The organism is Paraburkholderia ginsengisoli NBRC 100965 (assembly GCF_000739735.1).
GTDB classification, from domain to species: Bacteria; Pseudomonadota; Gammaproteobacteria; order Burkholderiales; family Burkholderiaceae; genus Paraburkholderia; species Paraburkholderia ginsengisoli.
This window is the reverse complement of sequence record NZ_BBJF01000027.1, coordinates 1-25,247: the sequence shown is the minus strand read 5'-3', so window position 1 is coordinate 25,247 and position 25,247 is coordinate 1. Positions and strand designations below refer to the sequence as shown.

Below are 25,247 nucleotides of genomic sequence, written 5' to 3'. Positions count from 1 at the left end.
GCGCATTCCGTCAAGTCGAGAACCCTGATACGGACCAGCGGCGTCAGCGGCACCGTCGCGATGTCTGAAGCGCATACTGCGGCCGACTGTCGGGAATACGACGCGCAGGTTAGGCGAGCACTTGGTAGTGCTTGGGTCCCCCACACATGACGAACGGCACTTCGGTGATTGCGTCACGATCCTATGCAACATGCGGAACGGCCGCCGGGAATCGTGGTTCGAAGCGCTACGCTATCTCAACTATGGGGGCGAGGCATGCCGGTCAGCCCCGATGACGAACGACGGAAAGGTCGTAGATATTCGCCGGATAGATCCCGAAGACATCGGTGGTAAAAACCGATGGGTCACGAGGCGTTCGCGTATCTGCGGAGAACACGAATGAAGCGTACAGCTACTTGTCTAGCGATTACATGTTTGGCCGGCACGGGCCTGGCATTTGTTTCGCCCGGCGCGATGGCGGACGACACCTTGGGTCTTTCCCAAAGTCTGTATGCGCTGTCAGGCCCGGAGGGCGGCGCAGCCGCTGCGGGCGCGTCCACTCCGTGGCGTTTTTCCATGGGCATGGGGGTCGTCAACATGCCTAAATTCCCTGGCGCGAGCGGGACGAAGTGGGAAGCGGTGCCGCTAGTGAGCGCCAGTTACGATCGGTTCTTTGTTGGCGCGAATGCAGATGCCGCATCGCTGCTCTCACTCGGTGCGTATCTCTATCGTGACAACAACTGGCGTGTGGGCGCCGCCATCACCTATGACTTCATCGAACCGCGAAGGGAATCGGAGGATCCCCGGCTGAATGGGCTCGGTGACGTTAAGAGGACCGCGCACGCCGAGGTGTTCGTCGTCTACACCTACCAGTTTGTCACGGCGCGCGCGAGCGTGCTGACCGACATCGCCGGCAATGATCGCGGAACCGTCGCGACGTTCGACGTGATGGGCAAATACGAACCCACCGCTGGACTGACGCTCACCGCCGGACCCGGACTGACGTGGGCTAGTAGTAAGTACAATGAAACATATTTCGGCGTGAATTCTGAGCAAAGCGCCCGCTCCGGCTTGCCGCCCTTTTCGGCCGGATCAGGCTTGAATGAGTTTCGCCTTTCGGTCGGCGCGACATACCGGTTCGCGACCCACTGGAACGTCGGCGCGAGTATTACGGCCGCATGGCTGCATGGAGATGCAACCGACAGTCCCGTTACGGAGAAGACGAATCAGATGACTTATGGGCTATTCGCCAGTTATCTGTTTTAGTTTTGTGAGTTAGAAGCTAGTTTTATCTATTCTTCTTTCTTCCGGATCGATGAACTGCTCCTATTGTGTGTTTAGAAATCCGGGCCCACTGGAGGTTCGCAGGGTGACCAGGCTGCGCTCTTGATCAGCTACAACGTTGAGGCAAGGCATATGGCTTTTCTCGCTGAAGTGCGCACCGTACTGGTGAGCACGTTCGCGCCAATACCTTCGCTGCGTTTTTTCCTGGTTTGATCTTGTCTTAAAGGAGTCGTAGGCCGAAAACATGAAGTGGACGTTCGCTTTCTCTAATTTCGCAGAAAGTCATATACGGAGCACCGACATGGAACGGCGTAAATTTTTGAAGAGTACTGCAGCATTGGGCCTGGCCGCCGGCGCAACGGCAGGAAGCAGCGGAGTCGCTGAAGCGCAGACAGCGGATGGGGGTGGTTATCAGCCAGATCACATTGGCGCGGCACTGGCCCGTTTTCGCAAGACCATTCCAGCGAATTTTGACCGCACCTATGTTGAGAACGCTGTCGTTCCTTTCTTCCTGACCAGTCTGTTTGAAGGCGAGCGGCCACTTCTTCCAATGATCGACCTGAACTTCAGCAAGGAAAACGCGCTTCCGCACGATCTTTGGGGGTTGATCTACAAGGACTGGAAACCCACGCCGGAGGAGGGTGTCACGGTCTTCCTGCAGGGACTGGAAAAGCGTGGGGACAATAACCTTCGCAAACGCATCTACTTCTCCGCCGTCACACCGGATCTGTACCGGCCAATGTATGGCGACAAGGTCACTGCCTTTTTCGACCAGCTCATGGCGCCGAAATTCGCCGGCAAGCCTTTTATGCGGCACTATCTGGATTACTATTTCGACGTCTATTGGGATTTACACCTTGGCGTAAAGGGTGACGCCATTCCGACGGAGGTCCGGCAGATAGGTGAAGCATTCAATACGGTCCTCGCCTATCGCGACCCGTCCCAGCCGATCGTCTATAAAAACTACATGCTGGTGCGCAAGCATCTCGACTTCCTGAAACAATGGATCGACAAGCACGTTGAGGACATCGGCTCGGGGCGAGCGCCCAATGCTGAAAAGACAATGGCATGGTATTGGCTAAAAAATGCCGGCAATGGTGAGCATTTCAGCAAGAAGGATATCGTTTTTGAATGCTTCCACAACTTCGTAGCCTTCAGTCAATGGGGCAATACGATCTTCGGCATCATGTCGAGGCTGAGTGAAACCGGCGGCGATGCGGCAGTTCGGGCAGCCTTCCAGAAGACAATGTCCGGTGATTACGATAACGCGAATGGCGCACCGTACACGCCGCTGGAACTGTTCATCATGGAGCTGTTCCGTACGATCTCACCCAATGGAGGAAGCGTTTCGAGCATCACGGATGCGCGAGAATCGACCTTCTACGGCGGATCTCCCCACGCGCACTTTGGCCTGCCATTTGAGCGCAACAGCTACGTCAGCACACCGCATACAAGCACCAGTCATAGTCCGGTACATTGGACCAATCCAGACCAGTTCGATCCCGAGCGCTATCGCAGCGTACCGACAAGCGCCGAGATCAATGAGGAGACATGCAAAAAGATAGGTCTTGCCCGTTGCCCGTTCGATATCACGACGCTCGAGGTCAAGGACGGCCGGAACGTAGGCGTGACCAATAGCGGTTTCGGCACGGTATTCGGCGTGGTGGATGGCAAGCCCAAGCCAGTTTGCGACTATGCGGGCTTCGCGCCATTTGGATTCAGTTACCGGCGCTGCCCTGGCGAGCAGTTTACCATTCAGGTCTTTGAAGATTTCCTGCGCAAGGTCTGGCACGACAAAATCGTCTTCCAAAAACTTGCGTTGCCTCACCCTGGACGGGTCCCTGTGGGCCCGGGCGCGGTGATCGACGACAACATCGGCTTCAGTCGATCCTCCTGAATTCGCAATGACCGATGTGAACCCATGGGGAACAAAAGCCGTACCGTGAAGAGGACAAGTCACGCGGGATGGCGCGACCCGGCGCGTAGCCGGGAGTTTCCTTAAGAGGCGGCCTGGCGGCAACACTGCACAGCCGCCCAGCCACCGTTCGCCGTCTGCTCATGCCAACTGCCACTTACGCGGAATCCAGCCGGCAGTCTGCCGGATTTCCCGGCACAGCGCGCTTCAAAATGGCGGCTGCAGCCTGCGGACTAGCGATGCTTGCGATGCTTCCCGCCTCGGTACATGCCGGTTCAGCGCGTGACTACCTCAATGCACCGGTAGACACGTGGCTGACGTCCTACAATGCTGGTTACGCCACATCGGTGACGCCCGAGGACGGCATGGACGTGACATCGAGCACGCGCGCCAACGTCCTGTCACAGTCGGTTGTTGTCACGCGGATCATGGATTACTGGGGGCGAACGGGCGGTGTTTCGGCGATTCTTCCTTATCGCCACGTGAGTGCAAGTTCCGACGCATTCAGTGCGTCGAATCATGGGGTCTCGGATATCGCTCTGCTTTGGCAGATCAACCTATTTGGCGGCCCGGCGCTGACGAGAGAACAATTCCGGTACTTCGTTCCGCAGACTTACTCTAGCTTTCATTTTTTTGTCGGTACGCCACTCGGGGAATACGATCCGACGAACGCGTTGAATCCTAGTTCGAACCGCTGGACGTTCCGTCCGACGATTAACTACAGCTACACGCCTGACCAGGGTCGCACATGGCTCGAAACCTATGTTTCGGCCGCCATATTTACGACCAATGGGGATTACCGCGTGGGGAATGCTTCTGATCTTACACAAAAACCACTATTCGTTATCGAGGGACACGCGAGCCGGAACGTGACTTCGACGTTGTGGCTGTCGGCGGATGCTTATTACAATATCGGCGGCGAGACCCGTATCGACGGCGTCGACCAGCACAACGCTGCCAATACGCTTCGGCTTGGCGCAGGCCTGGGTTGGCGGTTTCGGCCCGGAGGTGACCTGGTGCTTAATTACGAAGGTGTAGTGGCCAAACCTGCCGGGCAACCGGAGGCGCAAACTGTCCGCCTGACCGTCAGGCAACTCTGGTGAGTTGGCTTGCCTGAGACTGCACCGGACTGTAAGCATCCGATTTGTACCGTTTCCCGCTTTGCGTAGAAGATGCACTCGTCGGCTGCGACGGACGCGAGTGACCGATTCTGTCCACAAACAACGGTAACGATCTCCGGTGTATAGACCAACAACTATCAGGACCAAGGCATGGCATTCCACTGCGTCGTTACTGGAGCCGCTCGTGTCCTCAGCGTTCCATGAAGTCACAATGGACGCCAAGTCACTATCGGCGAATTAAACGATGGGAACATGAGTCGGTGCCTGAAGCAGTCCAACGCCAAGCCCGACAAGGCAGCGGACGCGACTACGATACATAAGCGGACGGGCGAACATCTCTTCGGGACATTCAAGCACCGAACGGGCTACACACACTTTCTGACGCGTAGGCTGCCTTCGCCGAACGACCAGTCTGCAGCAGTGAGCAAGCATGTCAGCATTGAGACGTGAACGTCCGCTTAGGTCTGCGGATTCAACCGGTCGATGCAACGGCTTGCTGAAATCGTTCGGCTGGTGTGTCGAAGTCTAGTGTTTTTCGAGGACGTTCGTTGAGTCGCCTCGCCACAGCATTAAGTCTGGCCTGTGAATAACCAGAGAGATCGATACCTCTAGGGAAGTACTGTCTGAGAAGCCCATTTGTGTTTTCGTTCGAGCCACGTTGCCAGGGATGCTGCGGATCACAGAAGTAGACCTTGATGTCAGTAGCCACAGTGAAGCGCTTATGGCCAGCCATTTCTTTGCCCCGATCCCAGGTCAGCGATCTATACAGTTCCTCAGGCAGCTTGCCAGCATGTTTTATGAGAGCGTTGACGACGGTCTCTGTATCCTTGCTGGCAATCTTCACCAGCATGACGTAGCGGGTCTGACGTTCGACGAGAGTTGCAATCTGGCTGTTCGCGTTGCCAAACAGCAGATCGCCTTCCCAATGACCTGGTATCGCGCGGTCGTCAGCTGTCGCCGGGCGTTCGCTAATCGATACGGCGTCGCAGATTCTGCCGTGGTCGTCAGTCTTCATGGTGTGATGACGGGAACGACGCATCGCTCGCGTTCGGCGCAAATGCTCCAGCAATTCCTTCTTTAGCGCACCGCGGGCCTGTATATAAAGGCTCCGGTAGATCGTCTCGTGCGACACCTGATAGTCCCTGTTGACCGCGTAAGAGTGCTTGAGCCAACCGGCAATCTGTTCTGGCGACCACTGCAGCTGGAGTTTGGCCGCCACGACCCGGGTGAGTTCCCGATTCCCGACGAGCTTGCATTCCTTGGGGCGACGGGCACGATCCCACGCAAGTGCATCGGCCTGATTCGCCCGATACCCTTGAGAACCACCATTTCGCCTGATTTCCCTGCTGATAGTGGAAGGTGACCGTCCAAGCCGGCTGGCCACCGCACGAATCGAGTGGCCGGCTACCACCGCGCGCGATATCTCCTCACGCTCGGCCAACGTCAGCGCCAGTCTGGAGCGACGTCGCGGTGTCGGCTGTATTCCGCCAGTCTGCGCCAGAATTCCCTGTATCGATGAATGATTCCGGTCGAATAGCTGCGCAATATGCTGAAGCGATTCGCCTTTGCGCCAGAGTTCCCACATTAACGCTTTCTGGCTCTCGCTGTAATAAATCCGGGTTCTGTACTTCATCTGCAACACTCCCGCTGCTCGCTCAGTTCAGATTGTGTTGCATCGACCGGTTGAATCCGCAGTCGATCGGCGACATTCGAAACGCCCGTCAAACAACCCGGCGAACGAAAAAGTCCGACCCCTGAAGGTTACCCCGACACGCCCGCTTACCGGCCCGTCGCAGCGGGCGTCTCCCCGCCTGCCGAGTAATACCGTTCAGCGGCTTCCAGCATCTTCTGGCGCCCGGCGCGCGTATGGATCGAGGTGGTCTGCAGCGAGGTGTGGCCGAGAATGGCCTGCACGACGTTCACTGGCATCTGCCGGATCGCCTGGGTGCCGAAGGTGTGCCGCAACGCGTGCGCGGACGTGCTGGCCAGCTGCTGTCAAATGACACAAAGTCGTCCTCCCCCAAAAGACCAGTTTATAAGGCGCAGCGGGCAGCGCCGGTCAACTTTGCGTCAATTCTTATTGCCACAAACTTGTCCATTTTGCTGAATTTGACCCAAAGTGGACCCATATCGCTGGTCCGAAATAGTCGCCATCCACCCACCCAAATCCCTGCCAGTTTCCCGGCTGCCGAAGCAGACGCTTCATCATGTGTGGTCGCCGAAGCTGCAACGCACACTCGTACTCACTTCGGTTAAAATTCCCGTGAAATATTTCGCTGTGTCCGACAAAGCCCCTCTATTGATTAGTAGTACCAGTGATATCCCAACGCTGACTTTTGATGCACCGTTCTGGACATCGATGGCCGAACGCAGTTGGTACGTCTTGGCACAGAAAGCCGGCAGCACCACGTTGTCCGCAATCAGCAGGTGACAATCACCGTGATGATCAACAAGAAGAACACGAAACGCCGATTCTCTGGCAGGCGAAGGGCATTACCGAAGCACGCTTCACGTCTCGCCCCGAGTGGAGCACCGCCGGCGAATCCATGTGGACGCGCTTGTCGAAATTTTCGGCTCTTTTGAAAACGGAGTGGGTAATGGGGCTCATCGGGCATGCTCATTAAAGCGTGCGAAGTTGAGTTTTCCAGCGATGAGGAACAGGACCGTACGCTTGGTTTCGAAGCGAGCGTATCCGCGTGCTTTGCGTTTGGCGGCTTGAAACAGGCCGTTGATAGCCTCAATGAAACCGTTGGTTTGGCGCATCTGAGTCCGGGCAACAATGCCGTCGAAGTGTCGGCGAATCAATCGCGCGACGTCCTTCGTCGGTTCGACCTTCGAGCGCATGACGTCTCCTGCACCCGGCTCTCACGCGCCCTGCTGAACTTGCCGCGTGGCACTCAACTCAGAAGTATCGGCAAAATCGCCTCAAAAAGTCGTCATTGAAGGCATCAGCCGTCCAGCTAAATAGGACGACTTTATGTCAATTATTCGACAACGCGTTGATAAGTAACGGTTTTTCATTATCGTGCGCTCCCGAATGTGCCTATGGGACGACTTTAAGTCAATTTCCCGGTCAACTTTGTGTCGTTTGACAACATGATCATCCAGTCCGGACAGGAACGGGTCGTGTGCGCCTCCATCCGAATAGCATCGATCGCCGTCGCTGCACATTTTTCCGTGAACTTGTGTATGGGGCAAAATAGACTCCACAGAAGGTTGAAAACAGCATGAGCCAGCAGAACGCATCTTCGTTTTCCCCGTCGCTCGACGAAGGCCTTAGCGGTGCGACGCGTGTTTATTTCATTGTCGGCGACCCGATCGCGCAGGTCCGTTCGCCTGCCGGCGTCACCGGCGCGTTGCGGGCAGCCGGGCGCGATGCGCTGGTCGTGCCCGCCCACGTGGCGCCGGCCGATCTCCCCGCCTTCTTCACGGGCGTGATGCCGATGCGTAACGTCGACGGCGTGATCATCACCGTACCGCACACGTTCAGTGCGGCAGAGTACTGAACGACGCTTTCCGACGAAGCGAGCTTCCTCGGTGCGGTCGATACGGGTCTGTCGCGCTAAGGCGATCATGTAAAATTCGGCCACCGGACTTGAGACAAGCACGATGACCATGACGGGCAAGACGCCGCGCAAGATATTACCGACAGGGATCGCGAAAGTTCTGAAGCGATTGCACTATCCCTTGGATGTGATCCTGCTGTGTGTGCGGTGGTACGTTGCCTACTCGCTAAGCCTTCGCAATCTCGAAGAGATGATGGCTGAGCGCGGCTTTGAGGTTGACCGTTCGAGTGTGCATCGGTGGGTCATCAAGCTCGTACCGTTGTTCGAGAAAGCCTTTCGCAAGCACAAGCGTGCGGTGGGTAAGAGCTGGAGGATGGATGAAACCTACGTCAAGGTGCGCGGCCAGTGGAAGTACTTGTATCGCGCAGTGGACAAGGCCGCAAATACGGTCGATTTCCTGTTGCGCGCGTATCGAGACAAGGCTGCCGCGCGGCGCTACTTCGAGAAGGCCATCGATCGCAGCGGCGCGCCTGAGATCGTGACCATGGATAAAAGCGGGGCCAATCTGGCTGCCCTCCAAGCCCTCAACGCTGGACGGAAAACGCCCATCAAGATCCGGCAGGTCAAGTATTTGAATAACATCGTCGAGCAGGATCATCGAGCGATCAAACGCCGAACCAGGCCCATGATGGGCTTTAAGGATTTTCGCTGTGCCCGCATCATCCTCTCAGGCATTGAGACAATGCACATGATCAGGAAAGGCCAAATGACGGACGGCGGTGTCGCGCGAACAGCTGCCGCTCAGTTCTATTCTCTGATGACGTAGGAATCCTTACCATATAAGATTTTTTCGCCTTTTCGACCTTATCGCGACACAACCACGCAGTTAAGCCCAATGGCCAAAGCAGCGCGCGACGCGATGGGCAAGAAGAAAATCAAGGCACTGGCAGACCGTGGATACTTCAGCGCGCCAGAGATCAAGGCATGCGACGACGCGGGTATTGCGGCCCTCGTGCCCAAATCACAAACCTCCGGGGCAAAGGCTGACGGCCGCTTCGACCGGGCCGACTTCATTTACGTCGCCAGAGACGACCAGTATCTGTCCAGCGGGGCAACGCGCGATATACCGCTACACCTCATTGGAGAGTGCCAATCTGCTGAAATTGCGGACCTACTGGAGCAGTGCCTGCCCACACTGTCCACTCCGAAAACAGTGCATGCCGGCGCCGTATCGGCGCATTCGCCGATGGGACACGAAGCGGTACCCGACAGAATGCAACGCAGACTGGATCGTCAGCTTGACGCGATGACAATACGGCGACGAACAGTCGAACACGTGTTTGGCACGCTGAAGCACTGGATGGGCGCAACCCACTTCCAGATGCGCAGGCTTGGGAACGTCTCGACTGAAATGAGTTTGCATGTGCTGGCGTACAACCTCAAACGCGTCATGAAGATCCTCGGATTTGCAAAGACACTGCGAGCGATGAAGCTCGCAGGCGCGTAATCTCACACCTGCCTATGTTTGCTGGCTTGGCGCGATCAGTTCAGGCCTTGAACACATCGACTTAATTGGCGACATTCTGTAGCACAGGGGGCGGTCGCGTTCCACACCTTGTCGACTCCCAAGTCGGTCTACGTTCAATAGATAAGCAGTCGGGCGTTGGCGTCATGAGGTTGTATTGAAAGGGTGATCAACCTCCTCGGTCCGCTATCGCCTTGTCCAATGCCCAAACGATGTCCTGAATCCAGCGGCCATCTCTACCCTCTAGTGCCTCAGTTTCACCGAAGGTGGAATTCAAAACTACAGAAAATCTGGGTTTGAGGAGGGCCAGCCAAAAAATGCCGACCAGAATTGGCGCAACAGCAATCCAGATGAAGGCAGAACTGAAGGCGCCGGTAATAATCCCACCGAGGATGCACAGAATCGGACCTATTTGGCTGGGAATATCTTTGTGCATCCAAACTGTAGTGATGCCGTCCATCGCGTAGGTTTGATTACCCGGCAATATGAATTTTGCGCCGGTAACGATTACGCCTCGATTATTAAAAAACACTGGCGCGTCAGGATTGTCATTTGAAGTGGCGTTTTGCAGTGCGGCATCCACTGGCGCGCTAAATCGGGGATAACGCGTTGAGCCGGCGTTACGCATATCGCACCAGCAACACGGCAGCAACCATTAAGAGCACTGACATAACCATGACCGCGCTGTCCGCGATGCGCGAGAACTTATAAAATGAATCCATAATCTGTAACCAGATGTAACTAGAATTGCTCGCATGATAGTTGTGTCCGTCGATGGAGATATTTAGCAATTGTCAATTCCGTATCGGCGGTGGTACTGCAGATGATGCCGGCGTCGTTAGACGAGCGCGATCCGGTCTTTTCGCAGCGTCGGGCACGGTTCGTGCCGATTATTGTCGTATGCCCGTTGCATGGTTTTGCAATATCCCCGGTCAATTCAGGCCCGCTGCCCTATATCGGGAATTTTCACTATTTGTGGCACAGTGAATAGCTTATGCTCAGCCGTCCCCTTGTCCGATCCAGGTCAGCGTTGTTGCATAACCTTGATCAGTCGGGTCCAGAGGAATTCGGCGGCAGGTGACAGGCGCCGCCCCACACGGCGTATCACCTGACTACCAAATTCACGGGCGATCGGATGGTCGATTTCGAGTGCCACGAGTTTTCCGGCATCCAGATACTGTCGCGCCGCATCTGTCGACATGAACGCGACGCCGAGACCCGCGGCCGCGATCGCTTGGGCTGCCGAAAATAGATCACACCGATACGTAGGCGTGAGATTCAGCCGTTCCGCCCGGCTCAGGGAGTCGAGATAATTCTGAACCCCGAAGCGGGCCGGCATGAAGATCAACCGGTGGGCAGCCAGTTGTTCGACCCGAATCCTCCGTTCGCTCGCCAACGCATGCTGTGGACTGACGAGCGCACAGAGCGGCGCCGCGCGAAACGCGCGGGCGCGAATCGCCGGGTCACTGCTGCCACCCGCGCACAGGCCCATATCGACCTCGTCGTTTCGGACCATCACGATAATCTCGGCGGTCGCACCACTGCGTAACTCCACCACGATGTCCGGGAACTGCAAGCTGAACTGTTCGAGCACCGTGGCCAGCAGGTTCTCGACGAACCCTTCGCCAATGCCGATTTCCAGCCGGCCCCGGCGCAGGCCGCGGTAGTCCTCGAGTTGCTCCAGCATCTCCTCGTCGCGCCGCGAGCTGTCGCGAAAATGCTCGACGAGGCTCATACCGATCTCCGTAAGCGCCACGCGCCGGCCGCGCCGTTCGAGCAGTGCGACTCCGTACACGCGTTCGAGATTCGCCACCTGCCGGCTGATGACCGAGCCGTTGATCGAGAGCGCGTCTGCCGCTGCACGCACGCCACCATGCACCTCGATTTCATGCAGATAGCGCAAGCTGCGGGCGCTGAGCGCGCTGTTATACGGCGTTTTGGGAGAGCTCGGCATAACATCTTTCGTTGATGTTGAAGTCAACATTATCGGCCATCAAACGTCATTGATCGCCATTTTTTAAGGCGAAATACTGGTGTCGTTCCTGACTTCCCTCAACCCTACGACCATGGCAGCCACCGAGCCGTTTTGCTCCCTTGACGACACCCACGATCTCCGCGACGAACTGAGCGGGATTCGCCATCATTTGCATCGACACCCGGAACTCGCCTATCAGGAGTTCAAGACCTCCGACTTCATCGCGCAGAGCCTCGAAAGTTGGGGCTACGCGGTCACACGGGGCCTGGGCTGCACGGGCATGGTGGCCACGCTCAAGGCCGGAGCCGGTACGCGGGCTGTGGCGGTTCGCGCCGACATGGATGCGCTGCCCATCAACGAGGAAACCGGCCTGCCCTACGCCAGTTGCGAGCCGGGCCTGATGCATGCGTGCGGCCACGACGGACACACGACGATGCTGCTTGGCGCGGCGCGCCACCTGGCCCGCACGCGCCGCTTCGACGGCCTAGTGCACCTCGTGTTCCAGCCCGCGGAAGAAATCGGCGCGGACAGCGGTGCCAAACGCATGATCGAAGACGGCCTGTTCGAGCGCTTTCCGTGCGACGCGATCTTCGGTCTGCACAACCATCCCGGCTACCCGAGCGGTACGTTCATGTCTCGCAGCGGCCCATTCATGGCGGCTTGCGACACGGTCGAGCTGGTCATTCATGGTCGCGGCGGTCACGCGGCACGGCCGCATCTCGCGGTCGATCCGGTCGTGATCGGCGCGGGCCTCGTCACCGCCCTGCAGACAGTCGTCTCGCGCAGCGTCGACCCGATGCAGAGCGCGGTCGTCACCGTCGGGGCGTTCAATGCCGGACAAGCTGCGAACGTGATTCCCGAAAAGGCGCGGCTGCAGATCAGCGTGCGCTCGTTCGACGCGACGGTCCGCGAACTGCTCGAGTCGCGTATCCGCGCGCTCGCGCAGGCGCATGCGCAGGCCTGCGGCGCGCGCATCGAGATCAACTATGTGCCGGGCTATCCGGTGGTGGTCAATAGCGCGTCCGAGACGGAACTGGCGCTGCAGGTCGCGCGTGAGCTCGTGGGCGACGAACGGGTAATCGACGGATTCGGCCCGATCGCGGGTAGCGAGGATTTTGCTTACTACCTGCAGGAAAAGCCGGGGTGCTTCCTGCGCCTGGGCAACGGGGAAGGGGCTCCGATGCTGCATAACGCGTCCTACGATTTCAACGACGACAACCTCACGGTCGGCGCTGCTTACTGGACGCGTCTCGTTGAGCGATTCCTTGCCTTGAAGCCATAAGGCCGCATTGATGTCGTCAGCGGTGCGCCCGGTCGCTCCGCGATACCCAGCATCCGCGCACGCACTGAACACTGAATCTCTAACAAAACGAATCGAGACATGACACGCGAACCGACTCTGACACCTGAACTGCTTCCGGAACTCGTAGAGGAGTTCGGCATCGATGCGCGAGTTTTCGTCGATATCCGTCGCCAGATTCATGCTCATCCTGAACTGGGCTTCGAGGTGGGTCAAACCAGCTCGCTCGTAGCCGATCTGCTGAAGGAGTGGGGCTACGAAGTGCATACCGGGATCGGCCGCAGCGGTGTGGTGGCCCAACTCAAAGTTGGCGACGGCGGCCGCCGTCTTGGTATCCGTGCTGACATGGACGCATTGCCCATCGTCGAAAACACCGGTTTGCCGTACGCCAGCCAGCAACACGGCATGATGCACGCGTGTGGTCACGATGGCCACACCGCGATTCTGCTCGCCGCGGCGAAACGGCTGGCACAGCGCCGCGACTTCAATGGCACGCTCAACCTGATCTTCCAGCCTGACGAAGAAAACCTCTGCGGTGCCCGCGCCATGATCGAAGATGGTCTCTTCGAACGCTTTCCGTGCGACGCCGTCTACGCGCTGCACAACATTCCCGGCCTGGCCGCAGGGACGTTGCGTGTGCTGGAAGGTCCGATGAGCCTGTCGTCGGATGTAGCCGATATCACGCTGAAGGGTGTCGGCGCGCACGGCGCCACGCCGCATCGCGCGCGCGACCCGATCGCCGCCGCGGCCGCGATCGTGACCGCATTGCAGACGGTCGTCGCGCGCAATGTCGCGCCCGGGGAAATAGCGGTGGTCACGGTCGGCTTCATTCGTGGCGGCGCGACCCACAATGTGATTCCGCAAGAGGTGGTGCTGGGGTTGAACATACGCGCGGCTCGCCCGGAAGCGCGGACATTGGTCGAAACGCGGATTCGCGAGATCGTCTCGCTACAGGCGCAAAGCCTCGGCGTGGAGGCACACATCGACTACCGTCAGCTGACTCCGCCGATGATCAATACGCCGAATGAAACGCGGCTTGCGCAGCAGGTGGCGACGTCGCTGGTCGGAGCGGACAACGTCAGCACGCAGGCATCCAAAGGGCTGTCTGGCAGTGAGGATTTTGCGTGGATGCTCAACGAAGTGCCTGGCTGCTATCTGATGCTCGGCAACGGCCAGGGTGAATTCGGCGGTTGCATGGTGCACAACCCCGGGTACGACTTCAACGACCGCGTGCTGCCGCTGGGCGCTGCCTGCTGGGTGAAACTGGCGCAGACCTACCTCGTGGCCTGAGCGGCCGACATGACGATCTTGCAGGAGCCGTTGATCGCTATCCGGCGGCGCCTGGGTTCAAACTTCAGTCGCGGAAGTCTTCAGGTGAGGCAGGGGGCATCCTGCCAGGTGCTCAACACATTTTGACTGAACGGATTGTTCAACCTCTCCTATTTCTCGAAGGAGTTTGCCTGTGTCTGTCCCCTACCCTGGTTCGATCGACGCCGATCGGCTCGCGACACTCTATGGCCGGCTAAACTGGCGCCTCCTGCCCTTTCTCGCGGTCTGCTACCTGTTCGCGAGCCTTGACCGGCTGAACGTCGGCTTCGCGCAGCTTCAGATGCACGATGCACTCGGGTTCTCTGATGCAGTCTACGGGTTCGGCGCAGGCATCTTCTTCGTTGGCTACGTGCTGTTCGAGATCCCGAGCAACCTGCTGTTGCCCAAAATCGGCGTGCGCCGCACAATCAGCCGGATTCTCGTGCTGTGGGGACTGACATCCGCTGCGATGATGTTCGTGCATAACGCCACGACATTCTACGCGTTGCGTTTCCTGCTCGGCGTATTTGAGGCCGGCTTTACGCCGGGCGTGATCTTCTACCTGACTTACTGGTATGGCGAGACACGCATGGCGAGCGCCATCGGTACCGTGATGCTGGGCGGTGCACTCTCGGGTGTGGTTACTGGCCCTTTGTCCGGGTGGCTGATGACTGCTTTTCACGGCACCCTCGGCCTCGCCGGCTGGCAGTGGATGTTCCTGGTCGAAGGGCTGCCTTGCGTGGTGCTCGGTATCGTCGCATGGCGATTTCTCGTCGACCGACCGGATGAAGCACGCTGGCTCAGCGCCGACGAGCGAGACCTGCTGACCGCGAATCTCGGTGCAAAGCGTGCGCAGCACCATTCGTTCAGGCACGTGCTGCGCGATGTCCGTGTATGGCGTATGTCGTTCGCGTACTTCTGCATCATCTGTGGACTCTATACAGTCAACTTCTGGTTGCCAAGCATCCTCAAGTCCGACGGAGTGACCAGCACCGTGGATATCGGTCTGTATTCCACGATCCCCTATCTGGGGGCGATTGCTGGCATGATCGTGTTTGGCCGCAGCTCCGACAGGCACCGCGAACGACGCCTGCATAGCACGTTACCCACACTCGTCGGCGCACTCGCGCTCGCGGCCGCCGCCGCGTGGGGCGGGCATCTTGCACTCTCGCTCACGTGCGTCACCATCGCGACCATGGGAATGTGGGCCGCATACACCGTGTTCTGGGCGATTCCATCCGACTACCTGAAAGGCGACGTCGCTGCCGGCGGCATCGCGCTGATCAATACGATAGGCCTGTTCGGCGGCTTTCTGAGTCCGACAATCATCGGCTGGGCGCGGACCGCGACCGGTAGCCTTGCGGCAGGCCTGTATGTGATGGTCGGACTGCTGGTGATCGGTGCTGTCTTGCTGTTCGCGATGCGCGTGCCCAGCACAGGTTTTGTCAACTCGCGGCCGTAGCCGGATAAAATCGCGACATGAATAAGAGTACATGGCGCTGGTGCAAATAGCCCGCGGGGCCGAGATCTTTTGAATAATTAAGGATACCTTATTTAGAAAACAGGACCGCATTCCAGACATACAATGCAGCGGTATCCTTGAGCCCGAGAGCCCAGACGTCAAATTGACCCTTGCGAATGCGATGCATCAACTCGATGCCTGAAATCGTGGTCGCGGCACTCCTGAATCGTTTGAAACCGAGCATCACCTTCGTTCTGGACTTGATGGTTCGATGATCCTGTTCGATCAGGTTGTTCAGGTACTTCGAGGTCCGGACCTCCGTGTCCTCAGGCAACAGGCCATCGGGTTCTGTCAAGTTGCGACCGTAACGGGATAAAATCGCAGCATGAAGAAGAGCAAATCAACTTATCACGGCTTCCGCTTTCCGGCTGCAGTTATCAGCTGTGCGGTGCGCTGGTACCACCGCTTCAATCTGAGCCTTCGCGACATTGAGGAGCTGCTGCTGGAGCGCGGCGTAACCGTGACGTACGAGTCTGTGCGTAACTGGTGTGACCGGTTTGGTGCGCAATTTGCCCATCGCGCAAAGGCCGCACGTGGCAAACCAGGCTCGACGTGGCACCTCGACGAACTGTTCGTGAACCTGCGTGGTATGCCGTACGTGCTGTGGCGCGCGGTGGACGAACACGGCACGGAACTGGACGTGCTGCTACAGAAGCACCGTGACACGGCGGCGGCAAAACGCTTCTTCAAACGGGTGCTGCGTTCGGCACCCGTGCCGCGCACGATCGTGACTGACCAGTTGCGAAGTTATCCGGCGGCGAAGGCGGAAATTCCTGAACTCGCCGGGGTGAAGCATGTATTCGTGAAAGCCGCTGCGCGGCTGAACAACCGGGCGGAGAATAGTCATCAGCCTACGCGCGCACGTGAGCGCCAGATGCGAGGCTTTCGCGACCCGAAGCGCACGCAGGCATTCCTGTGTAGATCTGGTCCGATCCGGCAGCACTTTGCCTTGCCACGGCACCGGATGAATGCGGCCTGCCATCGCGCGGAACTGACGGCGTGTTTGTTCGCCTGGCAGGGCTGGACAGATCCAGGATCTGGTGCCATTTAATAAGGAATCCATATTTCATCTGGACCGCTCGGGTCAGTCCAATCAAGTTGACAAAACCACAGCAGACCCACCATCAGCCGCATAGGCAGGCGCGGACGTCCAGCCGCACTGACGCCACCGGCAAGTTCCAGTGAGTTCGAGCCAAACAGGTCAACCGCTTCGCTCACCCGCCCATCGCGTGAGCGTCGCTCGAACAGGGGAGCAAGCGTCGTTTCGATTGAAGCCCACGACATCTTCGTTGCCAGCACGGCCAGCGGGTGACGCAGATCAACCATCGCGTCCAGACGGCTACGAAAGAAATCAGGCGTGCTCATTGGCGACCACTCCGAAACTCCCAGAATCTTTATCAGATCGATATTCGTTCTGGGAGTTCTCTTATCCGCCAACTAACTGCATCGCCACCCCAGGCGGGGCCTCACGAACTTCTGCAAGGCCGACTATCTACGACTTTGGCGACAATTGGCAACATCGCGTCAAAGTCGAAAAAATCTTGCCGCCTGATTCCGACTTACGCTCGCCGATCTGCTTGGCCGGCCGCAACGCCTGTCCGCCCGAAGACGTCGGTGGTGGACCCGGGTACATCGAATTCTTAGAAGCTATAACCGACCCGTCTCATGAAGACCATGAGCAACTGCTCGAATGGTGTGGCGGCAGCTTCGATCCCGATGCGTTTGACCTCGCTGCCGTCAACGAACGACTATCGGAATTTGAGTTCTGACTGGTCGGCGCGGCCTCTGCATGACGCTTACACCGAACGTCCACTGGACAACGTCTCTTCGACGATCTGGCGTTTCTCGTCCACGGTACGCCGGCGATACTTCCGGGCGCCTTTGACTTCGGTGAATTCAGTCACTGTGTCCATGATTCCTTTGTGGACACAGTCACATTTGTGCCCCCGGAAAGCATGGCGTCGCCTTCATCAGGCGTCTATACGGTCAGGGTCGGACGGTTACGCTCCTGAAAAAGATCACTTATTTTATTTAAATAAAGTTAAATTTCATGCATAATCTTGTGTGACGACATACATATAAATCGCTTCTGCTATGAAAATTCTGTCGCTTTCACACGACATTTCCCTTTGAATTGCACTGGTTCAGCAGGCGCAGCCAATTGGAAGCGCCAAAAAAAATCAAATCAAAACAATATGTTAAAAAATATTCAATGATTATTCCATTAATGGAAATATATTATTTCTATTAATCGCGAAAGTGATCAAGTTGGCCCCTCTCCTATACTCTCCATCTCCAAAAGCAGGTGAAGTTAACACATTTTGCGTCCTGCAGAACCGGAGGCATCCGCCGTTCGTGCTTATGCAGTGGTCACGTGATCTGTATCCCCAGAAATGTAGAGAGGAGTTTGTTACATGAAAAAAACCATGATCATTGCGGGAGTAGCTACTTGTTTCGCTTCCGCCGTGCACGCACAAAGCAGCGTCACACTGTACGGCCTGATCGATGCCGGCATTACCTACACGAACAATCAGGGGGGGCATAGCAATGTGCAAGCCACGAGTGGTTCCGTCAGTGGTAGCCGTTGGGGGCTGCGTGGTTCTGAAGACCTTGGCGGCGGGCTGAAGGCTATTTTCACATTGGAAAACGGGTTCAACATCCAGAACGGCCAGTTGGGACAACAAAGTCGTATGTTCGGTCGGCAGGCATTTGTCGGCTTGGCAAGCGACCAGTTCGGTGCAGTAACCCTGGGCCGTCAATACGACAGCGTCGTCGATTATTTGGGCCCACTCGCTCTGACTGGCACCCAATATGGCGGCACGCAGTTCGCCCACCCGTTCGACAACGACAATCTGAACAACTCGTTCCGCGTCAATAATTCGCTCAAGTATCAGAGCGCGAACTATGGCGGTTTCAAGTTCGGTGCACAGTATGGCTTCTCGAACGAGGCTGCTGGTTTCGCGAACAATCGGCAATACAGTGCAGGCGCTTCGTACAGCTATGGCGGCCTGAGCGCCGCAGTAGCCTACATGCAACTGAACAACGATATCGCTGGACTCGTCCCGGGGGCGACGACTGTCGGCAACCTGGGTGGTGCAGTCGCAGGCGACAATACGTTCGTCGCAAAGCGTCAACGCACTTGGGGAGCGGGCCTGAACTACAACTTTGGCCCGGCAACGGCAGGGTTTGTGTTTACACAGACTCGTCTCAACCGGGCTCTCGGTATTTCGAGCAGCGCATCGGGCGTTGCCAATGCTGGGGTTGCACTTGACGGCACCTTCGCGCGCTTCAACAACTTTGAAGTTAACGGCCGCTACCACTTCACGCCGGTATGGAGCGTCGCTGGTGCGTATACGTACACCTCTGGCTATCTGAATGGGGCGCATCCGAAGTGGAACCAGTTCAACCTGCAGACTGCCTACGCGCTGTCCAAGCGAACTGACGTATATCTGCAAGGTGAGTACCAGCATGTCAGTCAGAGCGGTCTGGACCTCGGCGCCGATATCAATGGTCTGGCAGCTTCAAGCAACAACAAGCAAGTCGCAGTGACAGCGGGCCTGCGTCACCGTTTCTAAAATTGTTGCCAGCCTCGTAGCATCGAAAGTACCCCTTGCGTTCAATGCCGTTCAGCTAGCGCTGGACGGCATTTTCACTTGTAAAGCAAAATGGGTGTGGTTCAGACGACGGGTTGCCAGGGCGTTGCCCCATTGCAGAGACGATCAAATCAGATCGTGCGATGAAGAATGGAAATTGAAAATCGCCTTACCTCGGTCACTGTTTTGCGGCTGGGCTCTGTCGCGCTAAGAACCCTTAACAAAATGAACAAAGGGGCTGTTTACTCTCGATGAATCCTGTTAACCTTTTCATTGTTTCGACGACGAAAAGGACATGGCCAAACTCATACTCGACGACGAACTTTGGGCACTCATCGAACCGTTGCTGCCCCCTCCCAAACCAAGGCGAAGCCGTTATCCAGGGCGCAAACCGCTCGATGATCGTGCGCTGCTCACGGGCATCCTGTTTATCCTGCAGACGGGCCTGCGCTGGGACCTGCTGCCGCGCGAGATGGGCTGCGGCAGCGGCATGAGTTTCTGGCGCCGTCTGCGGGACTGGCAGGCGGCCGGCGTCTGGAACCGACTGCATGAAGTCCTGCTCGCAAAGCTGCGCGCGGCTGACCAGATTGACTGGTCCCGTGTCATCGTCGATTCCTCCTCGATCCGCGCGGTGGGCGCAGGTCAAAAACGGGACCGAATCCCACGGACCGCGCGCGACCCGGTTCAAAGCACCACCTCATCACTGAAGCGCAGGGCATCCCGCTCGCGGTAATCCTCACGGGCGCCAACCGTAACGACGTTCCCCAGCTTCACCCACTGGTTGACGCCATCCCGCCCATTGCTGGCAAGCGCGGCCGGCCGCTCTCGAAGCCCCGCATTGTTCAGGGCGACCGGGGCTACGATCACGACAAATATCGCCGTCCACTACACGCAGCCGGCATCGTGACTGAAATCGCCCGACGCGGCGAGCCACACGGTAGCGGACTGGGCAAAACACGCTGGGTTGTCGAGCGCACCATTTCATGGCTCCATAACTTTCGACGACTGCGCATCCGCTTCGAACGTCTTGCATTCATCCATCAAGCCTTCATGAAAATCGCCTGCTGCATCATCTGCTGGCGAAAACTGAAGAACTCATTTTGTTAACGCTTGTTAGCGGCGACAGCTTCAGCACGCCGCTTCGAGAGCCGCTGGTTATCGCCGACCTCACGTTCCATCTCACCGCCGACACGACGCGAATCGCTGTGACCTCGCACCACAATCCGCGCAACCCGACCATCGGCCTGTATCGACGAAACAAGTGCTTTTAGCGTGGTGTCAGCCTCTGGCGTGAGTTCGTACTTTGCCGTCCCAAACAGCATATCGTTCGGCAGATCAAAGCACGGATTCAGGGGAGGCCTTGCTTCAAGAACATGTACAGAGCTGGTATCGAGTCGGAGCATTGCCTCCTGCAATGGTTTCAGATCAGGCCCGAACTACCCAGGGCGCACAGGATTGTCTACTTCGAACGAAAGGTACGTGGTACTGCCGACGCCGGTCCAAAGCACATTTACATGATGGATCAGAAGCCCGTTTCCTTTGCTCGAGCGATGGCAGTCCAGAAGGGGGCGATTCAATGCATCAGAAATTCGTTCCACCGACTCCAGTTCAGTGACCGGAACTTCAACGCTAACATTCATTATCCGGATACCGAGTTGCTGAAACACCACGTGAACGAGATCCATTGCATCACGAAGTGTAATCAGCATAACAAGTGGCAGCACCACCGCGAGCAGCAGGCGAAACCATGCAGAAGTCCAGTAACCTTTCTTCGCTGGACGGTTTTGGCCCCTCCTCGCCTCTCCATTGGAAAACATGAGCGCGATGAACCCACCAACGAAAATGCCTCCCATCAATCGTTGCACAGAACTCGCACTGGCCGTCAGCGTAAGCGAGACTAAAAACAGACATAGCAGATTGACACGGCCGTGTAGACCACGCCCCTCAGCTCTGGGTGAAGGGGATGGAAGCCGCGCCTTGAAAGACGTGTGCTCCGGAATCTCACACGATGAGCGCACCTTATCTGCCATTTTTTCGGGACACCCCAGGCTCTCCATCTTGCCTTTCCGCGCCGCTGCCTCAAACGAAGGCTATTCCGAAACCAGACGATAAGATTGACCAGCCATATCGCCGATACGGCACCAAAGCCGAGCAGCACCAGGTAGACGAGGCCGAATCCCATTACCACAAAAACGAAAAAGATAACTTCCGCGGCAGTCAGACCGGCCGGGAAGAATCCTATTTCGAACAGGTAAGTAAACACAACGATTGCGCCAATCGCCGCAGAAATCTTGTAAAACAGTGACGCGATGGTGTTATACGTCTCCCACCGCTCCTTTAGTGCCTCTTCCCGCCACGCCTTATCGCGACAAAACCGGTTGGCGCGGGGACGCGCTCGCGCAGGTTGCGCGTCGGCCGAATGTCGCCTTGCACCGCGCTTTGCCGCCTCGGGCTGGCAGGCCATTTGCCTGTCGGCGTTGGATGACCCTCGCCTTGGCAAAAGGCCAGGCGCGGCCAGCTTCAGCCCATCGACGTTACCGCCTGGATCGTTCACGATCAGGGAACCAGGAATCGGGACGCCTCTTTGACATTCGTCAACTGTTACCGCGCCCTATTCAAACTGTTACCGCGTCCTATCCAAAAGTCGTATTTGATCGGCAAGCATGCCGGACATCGAGGGCGGGTGCAGTCAGCCTGACGGGAACGGCCCTCCGCTCGCGATAAGGTATCCAATATGCTCGATGAATGAGGCGTGAAAGATTAATTCCTTCGGATTCCTTCTGATTCAGCCAGCGACTCCCCGTTGCACGAAGGGAGAATCGTTAAATATTCAGCTTGCCTACATCGGGTTTACTGCAATTGAGAGACTGGGTTTGCGTGAAACATTATACGGCCTATGTTGTACGATGAAGTACATCCATATGACCTACAGGTTTACCTTATCTTTCGGGGGACAGTTCGTCGCCGGGCCGGTTGGGCGGCTTGCTCGGCACGAAAGAACAGTTCTTGACAGGAGACTAGAGATGTCACATGGAAAGAGCACTGTTATTGCCACGGCGAACTGCGCAAATTTGCTGTCAACCGGACCGTCTGTGGGCGTCAAAGCCGCAGCGTAGCAAAGAATTTCGCAAGACCTGCCTAATGTCGAAAGTCTTTCAAATCATCTTATTAGATATCTGACAACAGTTGTCGAATTCTATGAACGACCCACTGTTTTCCGCATCTTCAGATGCCGGAAGGCGGCAGCGTTGAGCACGACCCAGATCCCCACTCCCCGGAGACTTCCTATGAAGATGCGTTCAACCCGAGAGCTAGCAGTGCTCGGCCTATCGGTCCTGACCTTGGCCGCTTGCGGCGATGGCAATGGACTTGGCAGTAACACTCCTGGCGGCAATAACGGCACTGGCGGCGGCAACACCGGCACGCCCACGACCTGGACTCCGGGTCGCTACGCCGCCGACCCCAACCTGCCCGACTCCCCAGCCTTGCCGCTGGATACCCAGGTCTGCAAGGTTCTGGAGGCCAGCGACACGTTGGTCAAGAACGCCGACGGCTCCCTGCCCGCCAGCGCCGATCCGACTCCCGCGACCTATGGTGGTGCAACGACCAAGCTAAACAATCCGGACCAGGCAAGAATTCAAGCCGCGCTGGACGCATGCGGCGCAGCCGTGGACGCCGAGGTTGGCAGCCAGATTGCCCAGGCCGATCAACAGGCGGCTGCGAAACAACAGGCGGCCAATCAGCCGCTGGTGAATGTCGGCGGTGCTTCCGGCGAGACCCTGTCGAACCCGGCTTACAAGGGCAGTCACTTTGCCGTGCGGCTGGTCAAAAGCAGCAGCGGCCGTGGCAATGCTTTCCTGTCCGGGCCCCTGGTGTTGCCTTCCGGCGTCACGCTCTGGGTCGACGACGGCGTGACCCTGTTCGCCAGCCGCGACGTGGTGGTGTATGACAAGGCGCCGCAAGACCGGCCCAACCCCATCACCTGTGGCGCCGCGGTGAACAACCCAGCCGGGCTTCCAGCCCCCGCAGGGACCGTCAATGCCGGTCAAGCCACGCTGGCCGGGGTTAGCGGCATGCAGAACTGCTATCCGCTGATACGCGGCAACCACACGGTCAATGCCGCGATCATGGGTACAGGCTCGATCGACGCACGTGGCTACATGCCGCTGATCAGCTCGTCGTCGCTTTATCCGACGATCCGCTGGGCAACCGGTGCGACCGAGAAGTTCACCTATTCAGGCAACAATATCACCGGCGTCGTGACGCCCAAGTTCAGCTGCACGAACACGATTGCCGCTTATCGCGCGGGCACCCTCGCCCCCGAAGGAACGGCCTGCGACGTGGTCACCGCGATGGGCACCGCGACGCTCACCACACCGGCCGTCACCTATGTGGTCAACCGGCAGGCGACCAGTGTGCCGAGCGGCGTGACGGTCAATAGTCCTGGATGTGCCAGCGGCACGGCTGGCTGCGCGCGTTGGGTGCCGGCTAGCTGGTGGGACGTCGCGTACCACGGCAACAAGGACATTGGCGGTGGCCCGTACAGCTTCCAGGGCAATCCCGGCATGGTCTGGCTGCAGCAGTCCAAGAACCTGACCCTGTATCAGATCACGCTGCGCAACAGCACCTTCTTCACCGTCGAAGCCGACGGCGTGGACGGCCTGACCGCGTGGGGTATCAAGATCATTACGCCTCTGCTGCCCGACGCAGCTAACCTGGCCAGCGTTGGCTTGAACAATGACGGCTTTGATGGGGTTAACGGCTCGTATTCGCACCTCTATACGGGCGCCCAGATCAGTGCCAGTTCGACCGGCGTGAAAAACACCGATGGTATCGACCCCAGCGTTGCAAACGGACCGGAGCACGCGAGCCTCGGCACGGGCAGCAAGACGACCTCGGGCAGCCCGATTTACTTTGACGGCTATGTTAAGAACGTGGCGATTGTGTACAACTACCTGAGTCCTTCGGACGACAACGTTGCCTTCAAGGGTGGTTTGCCCGATCCGCGCGTCGCTGGAGCTAAAGGTGCCCAGAACGGCTCGCCTGCCGCCAACATGCTGTGGGGCATCGACGGCAACCGTGACGTTTCGTCGAACCGCACGTACGGCATTACCGTTGCGCACAACCACGACTACAACGGCCATGGCTTGTCGATCGGCAGCCCGACCAATGCGGGTGTCCGTAACATTCACTTCTACGACAACTATTTCGACAGCATCTACGACGGCACCAACGCTGCAACGGACATGGGCGTAGTCGGCCTGCGTATCAAGAGCGGCCAGGCGCGCGGCGGCGACGTCAGCAACATTTACTATGACGGCGCGTGTATGCGTGGAATCGGTAGTTTCCTAGTATTCGACATGTACTACACGGATCCTGCCGCGGATCCGATTTCGTACACCGGGCTTGGCTGGCAGCCCCCCAGCTTCCATGACATCAACGTCAGCAATGTCCGCATGATGAACATCCCGAGCAATAAGGCAGCCGGGAAGGCTGGCGCTGGCAGCCTGACGTTCCGCGGTCTGCATGCCGACACCAGCTTCGCCAATACGCAAAGCGTCATTCAACTGAGCATGAATAACGTGGTCGCGGATAACGACGTCGCGCTGAGCATTTCGAACCTGAGCAAGGGTGTGGTGAACATTGGCTCCACCGACGGCTCTTCGCAATCGAAGGCTGCCAACGCCACGTTGAACCTGGGCGCAAATGTTAGCCTGCTGGGCCAGTCATTTGCTCACGGTACGGGCGGCATCCTGACGAATACGAGCAGTGGCGCGGGGAAATATACCGCGCCCACGAATACGCTCAACCTGACCGTCAATGGCAGCGATGATGCTGGATCTGCAACCGACACGAATCCTGCGGCGACCATCGTCTCCCAGAATCCGAAGCTGTCGCTTTGCGATAACCCGGCATCCTGGCCCACCTTCCCCAACGTGAAGTAATGGCAGTTGTGGTGAAAGCACCGGACTCGTAGTTTCAAACTGCGAGTCTCTCAAAGCCCCGCACGCAAGTGCGGGGCTTTTTTTGTATCGAGTTGGTGAATACGCGCTCAGGCGGCATTGTCGAACAAAAGGCCGATGCGCTGGATTGAGGGGGAGTGCCGCAATCGTGTCAGCCTGGCGGGCACCTCGGCCTGATCCTTCAATTGCCTCTTTCGGGCGCACCGTGCCGTCGCCGGTTCTGTCGCAACAAGACGGTCTGATATGCAGAGGTCTT

General features: G+C 57.7%; 20 protein-coding genes and 5 pseudogenes. 16 read left to right on the top strand and 9 right to left on the bottom strand.

Annotated features, from left to right (window positions below):
• Nucleotides 1-414 precede the first annotated feature (414 nt).
• The 4 genes and pseudogenes from BGI01S_RS27750 to BGI01S_RS31475 all read left to right on the top strand — a co-directional run.
• The gene (locus BGI01S_RS27750; protein ID WP_052400534.1) at nucleotides 415-1,245 is read left to right on the top strand and encodes a MipA/OmpV family protein; all 831 of its coding nucleotides are present in this window, start codon (nucleotides 415-417) and stop codon (nucleotides 1,243-1,245) included.
• A 319-nt stretch (nucleotides 1,246-1,564) separates the two neighbouring features.
• On the top strand, nucleotides 1,565-3,160 hold the full coding sequence (locus tag BGI01S_RS27745; protein ID WP_084585529.1) for a twin-arginine translocation signal domain-containing protein: 1,596 nt from the start codon (nucleotides 1,565-1,567) through the stop codon (nucleotides 3,158-3,160).
• A 161-nt stretch (nucleotides 3,161-3,321) separates the two neighbouring features.
• On the top strand, nucleotides 3,322-4,281 hold the full coding sequence (locus BGI01S_RS27740; protein WP_217997663.1) for a transporter: 960 nt from the start codon (nucleotides 3,322-3,324) through the stop codon (nucleotides 4,279-4,281).
• A 167-nt stretch (nucleotides 4,282-4,448) separates the two neighbouring features.
• Nucleotides 4,449-4,698: pseudogene (locus BGI01S_RS31475) on the top strand (IS5/IS1182 family transposase); the annotation flags it as partial.
• Between the two features lie 73 nt (nucleotides 4,699-4,771).
• Here BGI01S_RS31475 and BGI01S_RS27730 read toward each other — a convergent pair.
• The 3 genes and pseudogenes from BGI01S_RS27730 to BGI01S_RS27720 all read right to left on the bottom strand — a co-directional run.
• Nucleotides 4,772-5,932 carry an IS30 family transposase gene (locus BGI01S_RS27730; RefSeq protein WP_042329611.1) on the bottom strand — a complete coding sequence of 387 codons (1,161 nt, stop codon included), beginning with the start codon at nucleotides 5,930-5,932 and terminating at the stop codon, nucleotides 4,772-4,774.
• A gap of 146 nt (nucleotides 5,933-6,078) precedes the next feature.
• Entirely contained in the window at nucleotides 6,079-6,288 is a 210-nt protein-coding gene (locus tag BGI01S_RS27725; RefSeq protein WP_084585524.1) for a tyrosine-type recombinase/integrase, read from the bottom strand.
• Between the two features lie 615 nt (nucleotides 6,289-6,903).
• Nucleotides 6,904-7,149, bottom strand: a pseudogene (locus BGI01S_RS27720) (transposase); the annotation flags it as partial.
• Nucleotides 7,150-7,526: 377 nt separating this feature from the next.
• On the opposite strand from BGI01S_RS27720, the pseudogene BGI01S_RS27715 reads away from it, so the two are divergent.
• The 3 genes and pseudogenes from BGI01S_RS27715 to BGI01S_RS27705 form a co-directional block, all read left to right on the top strand.
• Nucleotides 7,527-7,802: pseudogene (locus BGI01S_RS27715) on the top strand (shikimate dehydrogenase); the annotation flags it as partial.
• 106 nt (nucleotides 7,803-7,908) lie between these two features.
• Complete coding sequence (locus tag BGI01S_RS27710) at nucleotides 7,909-8,631, top strand: IS6 family transposase (protein WP_174447453.1); 723 nt, start codon at nucleotides 7,909-7,911, stop codon at nucleotides 8,629-8,631.
• Between the two features lie 18 nt (nucleotides 8,632-8,649).
• Nucleotides 8,650-9,312, top strand: coding sequence for a transposase (locus BGI01S_RS27705; RefSeq protein WP_255219792.1), 663 nt, complete (start codon nucleotides 8,650-8,652; stop codon nucleotides 9,310-9,312).
• 187 nt (nucleotides 9,313-9,499) lie between these two features.
• Here BGI01S_RS27705 and BGI01S_RS27700 read toward each other — a convergent pair whose 3' ends face one another.
• Together BGI01S_RS27700 and BGI01S_RS27695 are read right to left on the bottom strand one after the other, a co-directional pair.
• On the bottom strand, nucleotides 9,500-9,913 hold the full coding sequence (locus BGI01S_RS27700; RefSeq protein WP_157004278.1) for a DUF6232 family protein: 414 nt from the start codon (nucleotides 9,911-9,913) through the stop codon (nucleotides 9,500-9,502).
• A gap of 441 nt (nucleotides 9,914-10,354) precedes the next feature.
• Nucleotides 10,355-11,284 (bottom strand): LysR family transcriptional regulator, encoded by a 930-nt coding sequence (locus tag BGI01S_RS27695; RefSeq protein ID WP_042329601.1) that lies wholly within the window; start codon nucleotides 11,282-11,284, stop codon nucleotides 10,355-10,357.
• 112 nt (nucleotides 11,285-11,396) lie between these two features.
• Here BGI01S_RS27695 and BGI01S_RS27690 point away from each other — a divergent pair, with 112 nt between their 5' ends.
• The 3 genes from BGI01S_RS27690 (at nucleotide 11,397) to BGI01S_RS27680 (ending at nucleotide 15,375) form a co-directional block, all read left to right on the top strand.
• On the top strand, nucleotides 11,397-12,587 hold the full coding sequence (locus BGI01S_RS27690) for a M20 aminoacylase family protein (protein ID WP_042329600.1): 1,191 nt from the start codon (nucleotides 11,397-11,399) through the stop codon (nucleotides 12,585-12,587).
• A gap of 99 nt (nucleotides 12,588-12,686) precedes the next feature.
• Nucleotides 12,687-13,895, top strand: coding sequence for a M20 aminoacylase family protein (locus BGI01S_RS27685; protein ID WP_042329599.1), 1,209 nt, complete (start codon nucleotides 12,687-12,689; stop codon nucleotides 13,893-13,895).
• A gap of 166 nt (nucleotides 13,896-14,061) precedes the next feature.
• Nucleotides 14,062-15,375 carry an MFS transporter gene (locus BGI01S_RS27680; protein ID WP_042329598.1) on the top strand — a complete coding sequence of 438 codons (1,314 nt, stop codon included), beginning with the start codon at nucleotides 14,062-14,064 and terminating at the stop codon, nucleotides 15,373-15,375.
• Between the two features lie 88 nt (nucleotides 15,376-15,463).
• On the opposite strand, the pseudogene BGI01S_RS27675 reads toward BGI01S_RS27680, so the two are convergent.
• Nucleotides 15,464-15,694 (bottom strand): annotated as a pseudogene (locus tag BGI01S_RS27675) (DDE-type integrase/transposase/recombinase); the annotation flags it as partial.
• A gap of 66 nt (nucleotides 15,695-15,760) precedes the next feature.
• Between BGI01S_RS27675 and BGI01S_RS27670 the strand changes: the two are divergent.
• The gene (locus BGI01S_RS27670) at nucleotides 15,761-16,486 is read left to right on the top strand and encodes an IS6 family transposase (protein ID WP_042329597.1); all 726 of its coding nucleotides are present in this window, start codon (nucleotides 15,761-15,763) and stop codon (nucleotides 16,484-16,486) included.
• Between the two features lie 56 nt (nucleotides 16,487-16,542).
• Here the strand turns inward: BGI01S_RS27670 and BGI01S_RS30695 are convergent.
• Nucleotides 16,543-16,800: pseudogene (locus BGI01S_RS30695) on the bottom strand (IS5/IS1182 family transposase); the annotation flags it as partial.
• Between BGI01S_RS30695 and BGI01S_RS31235 the strand changes: the two are divergent.
• The 3 genes from BGI01S_RS31235 (at nucleotide 16,800) to BGI01S_RS29890 (ending at nucleotide 20,135) form a co-directional block, all read left to right on the top strand.
• Nucleotides 16,800-17,204, top strand: a complete 405-nt coding sequence (locus BGI01S_RS31235; RefSeq protein ID WP_232624501.1) for a plasmid pRiA4b ORF-3 family protein — start codon at nucleotides 16,800-16,802, stop codon at nucleotides 17,202-17,204. The pseudogene BGI01S_RS30695 and the gene BGI01S_RS31235 sit on opposite strands and share 1 nt — an antisense overlap.
• A gap of 645 nt (nucleotides 17,205-17,849) precedes the next feature.
• Nucleotides 17,850-19,010, top strand: a complete 1,161-nt coding sequence (locus BGI01S_RS27665; RefSeq protein ID WP_042329596.1) for a porin — start codon at nucleotides 17,850-17,852, stop codon at nucleotides 19,008-19,010.
• 313 nt (nucleotides 19,011-19,323) lie between these two features.
• Nucleotides 19,324-20,135 (top strand): IS5 family transposase gene (locus BGI01S_RS29890; protein WP_157004276.1). Its coding sequence is split into 2 segments (ribosomal slippage): nucleotides 19,324-19,672 and nucleotides 19,672-20,135, totalling 813 coding nucleotides; the frame shifts between segments, so codons are not numbered across the junction.
• Here the strand turns inward: BGI01S_RS29890 and BGI01S_RS29885 are convergent.
• Nucleotides 20,132-20,431, bottom strand: a complete 300-nt coding sequence (locus BGI01S_RS29885; RefSeq protein ID WP_084585523.1) for an OmpA family protein — start codon at nucleotides 20,429-20,431, stop codon at nucleotides 20,132-20,134. The two genes, BGI01S_RS29890 and BGI01S_RS29885, sit on opposite strands and share 4 nt — an antisense overlap.
• Before the next feature lie 33 nt (nucleotides 20,432-20,464).
• Nucleotides 20,465-20,881, bottom strand: a complete 417-nt coding sequence (locus tag BGI01S_RS29880; protein ID WP_084585522.1) for a hypothetical protein — start codon at nucleotides 20,879-20,881, stop codon at nucleotides 20,465-20,467.
• A 155-nt stretch (nucleotides 20,882-21,036) separates the two neighbouring features.
• On the opposite strand from BGI01S_RS29880, the gene BGI01S_RS30420 reads away from it, so the two are divergent.
• A complete protein-coding gene (locus BGI01S_RS30420; protein WP_157004275.1) occupies nucleotides 21,037-21,333 on the top strand; it encodes a hypothetical protein in 297 nt (98 codons plus the stop codon).
• Nucleotides 21,334-22,315: 982 nt separating this feature from the next.
• Nucleotides 22,316-24,973 (top strand): glycosyl hydrolase family 28 protein, encoded by a 2,658-nt coding sequence (locus BGI01S_RS27640; RefSeq protein WP_042329591.1) that lies wholly within the window; start codon nucleotides 22,316-22,318, stop codon nucleotides 24,971-24,973.
• The last annotated feature ends 274 nt before the right edge of the window (nucleotides 24,974-25,247 follow it).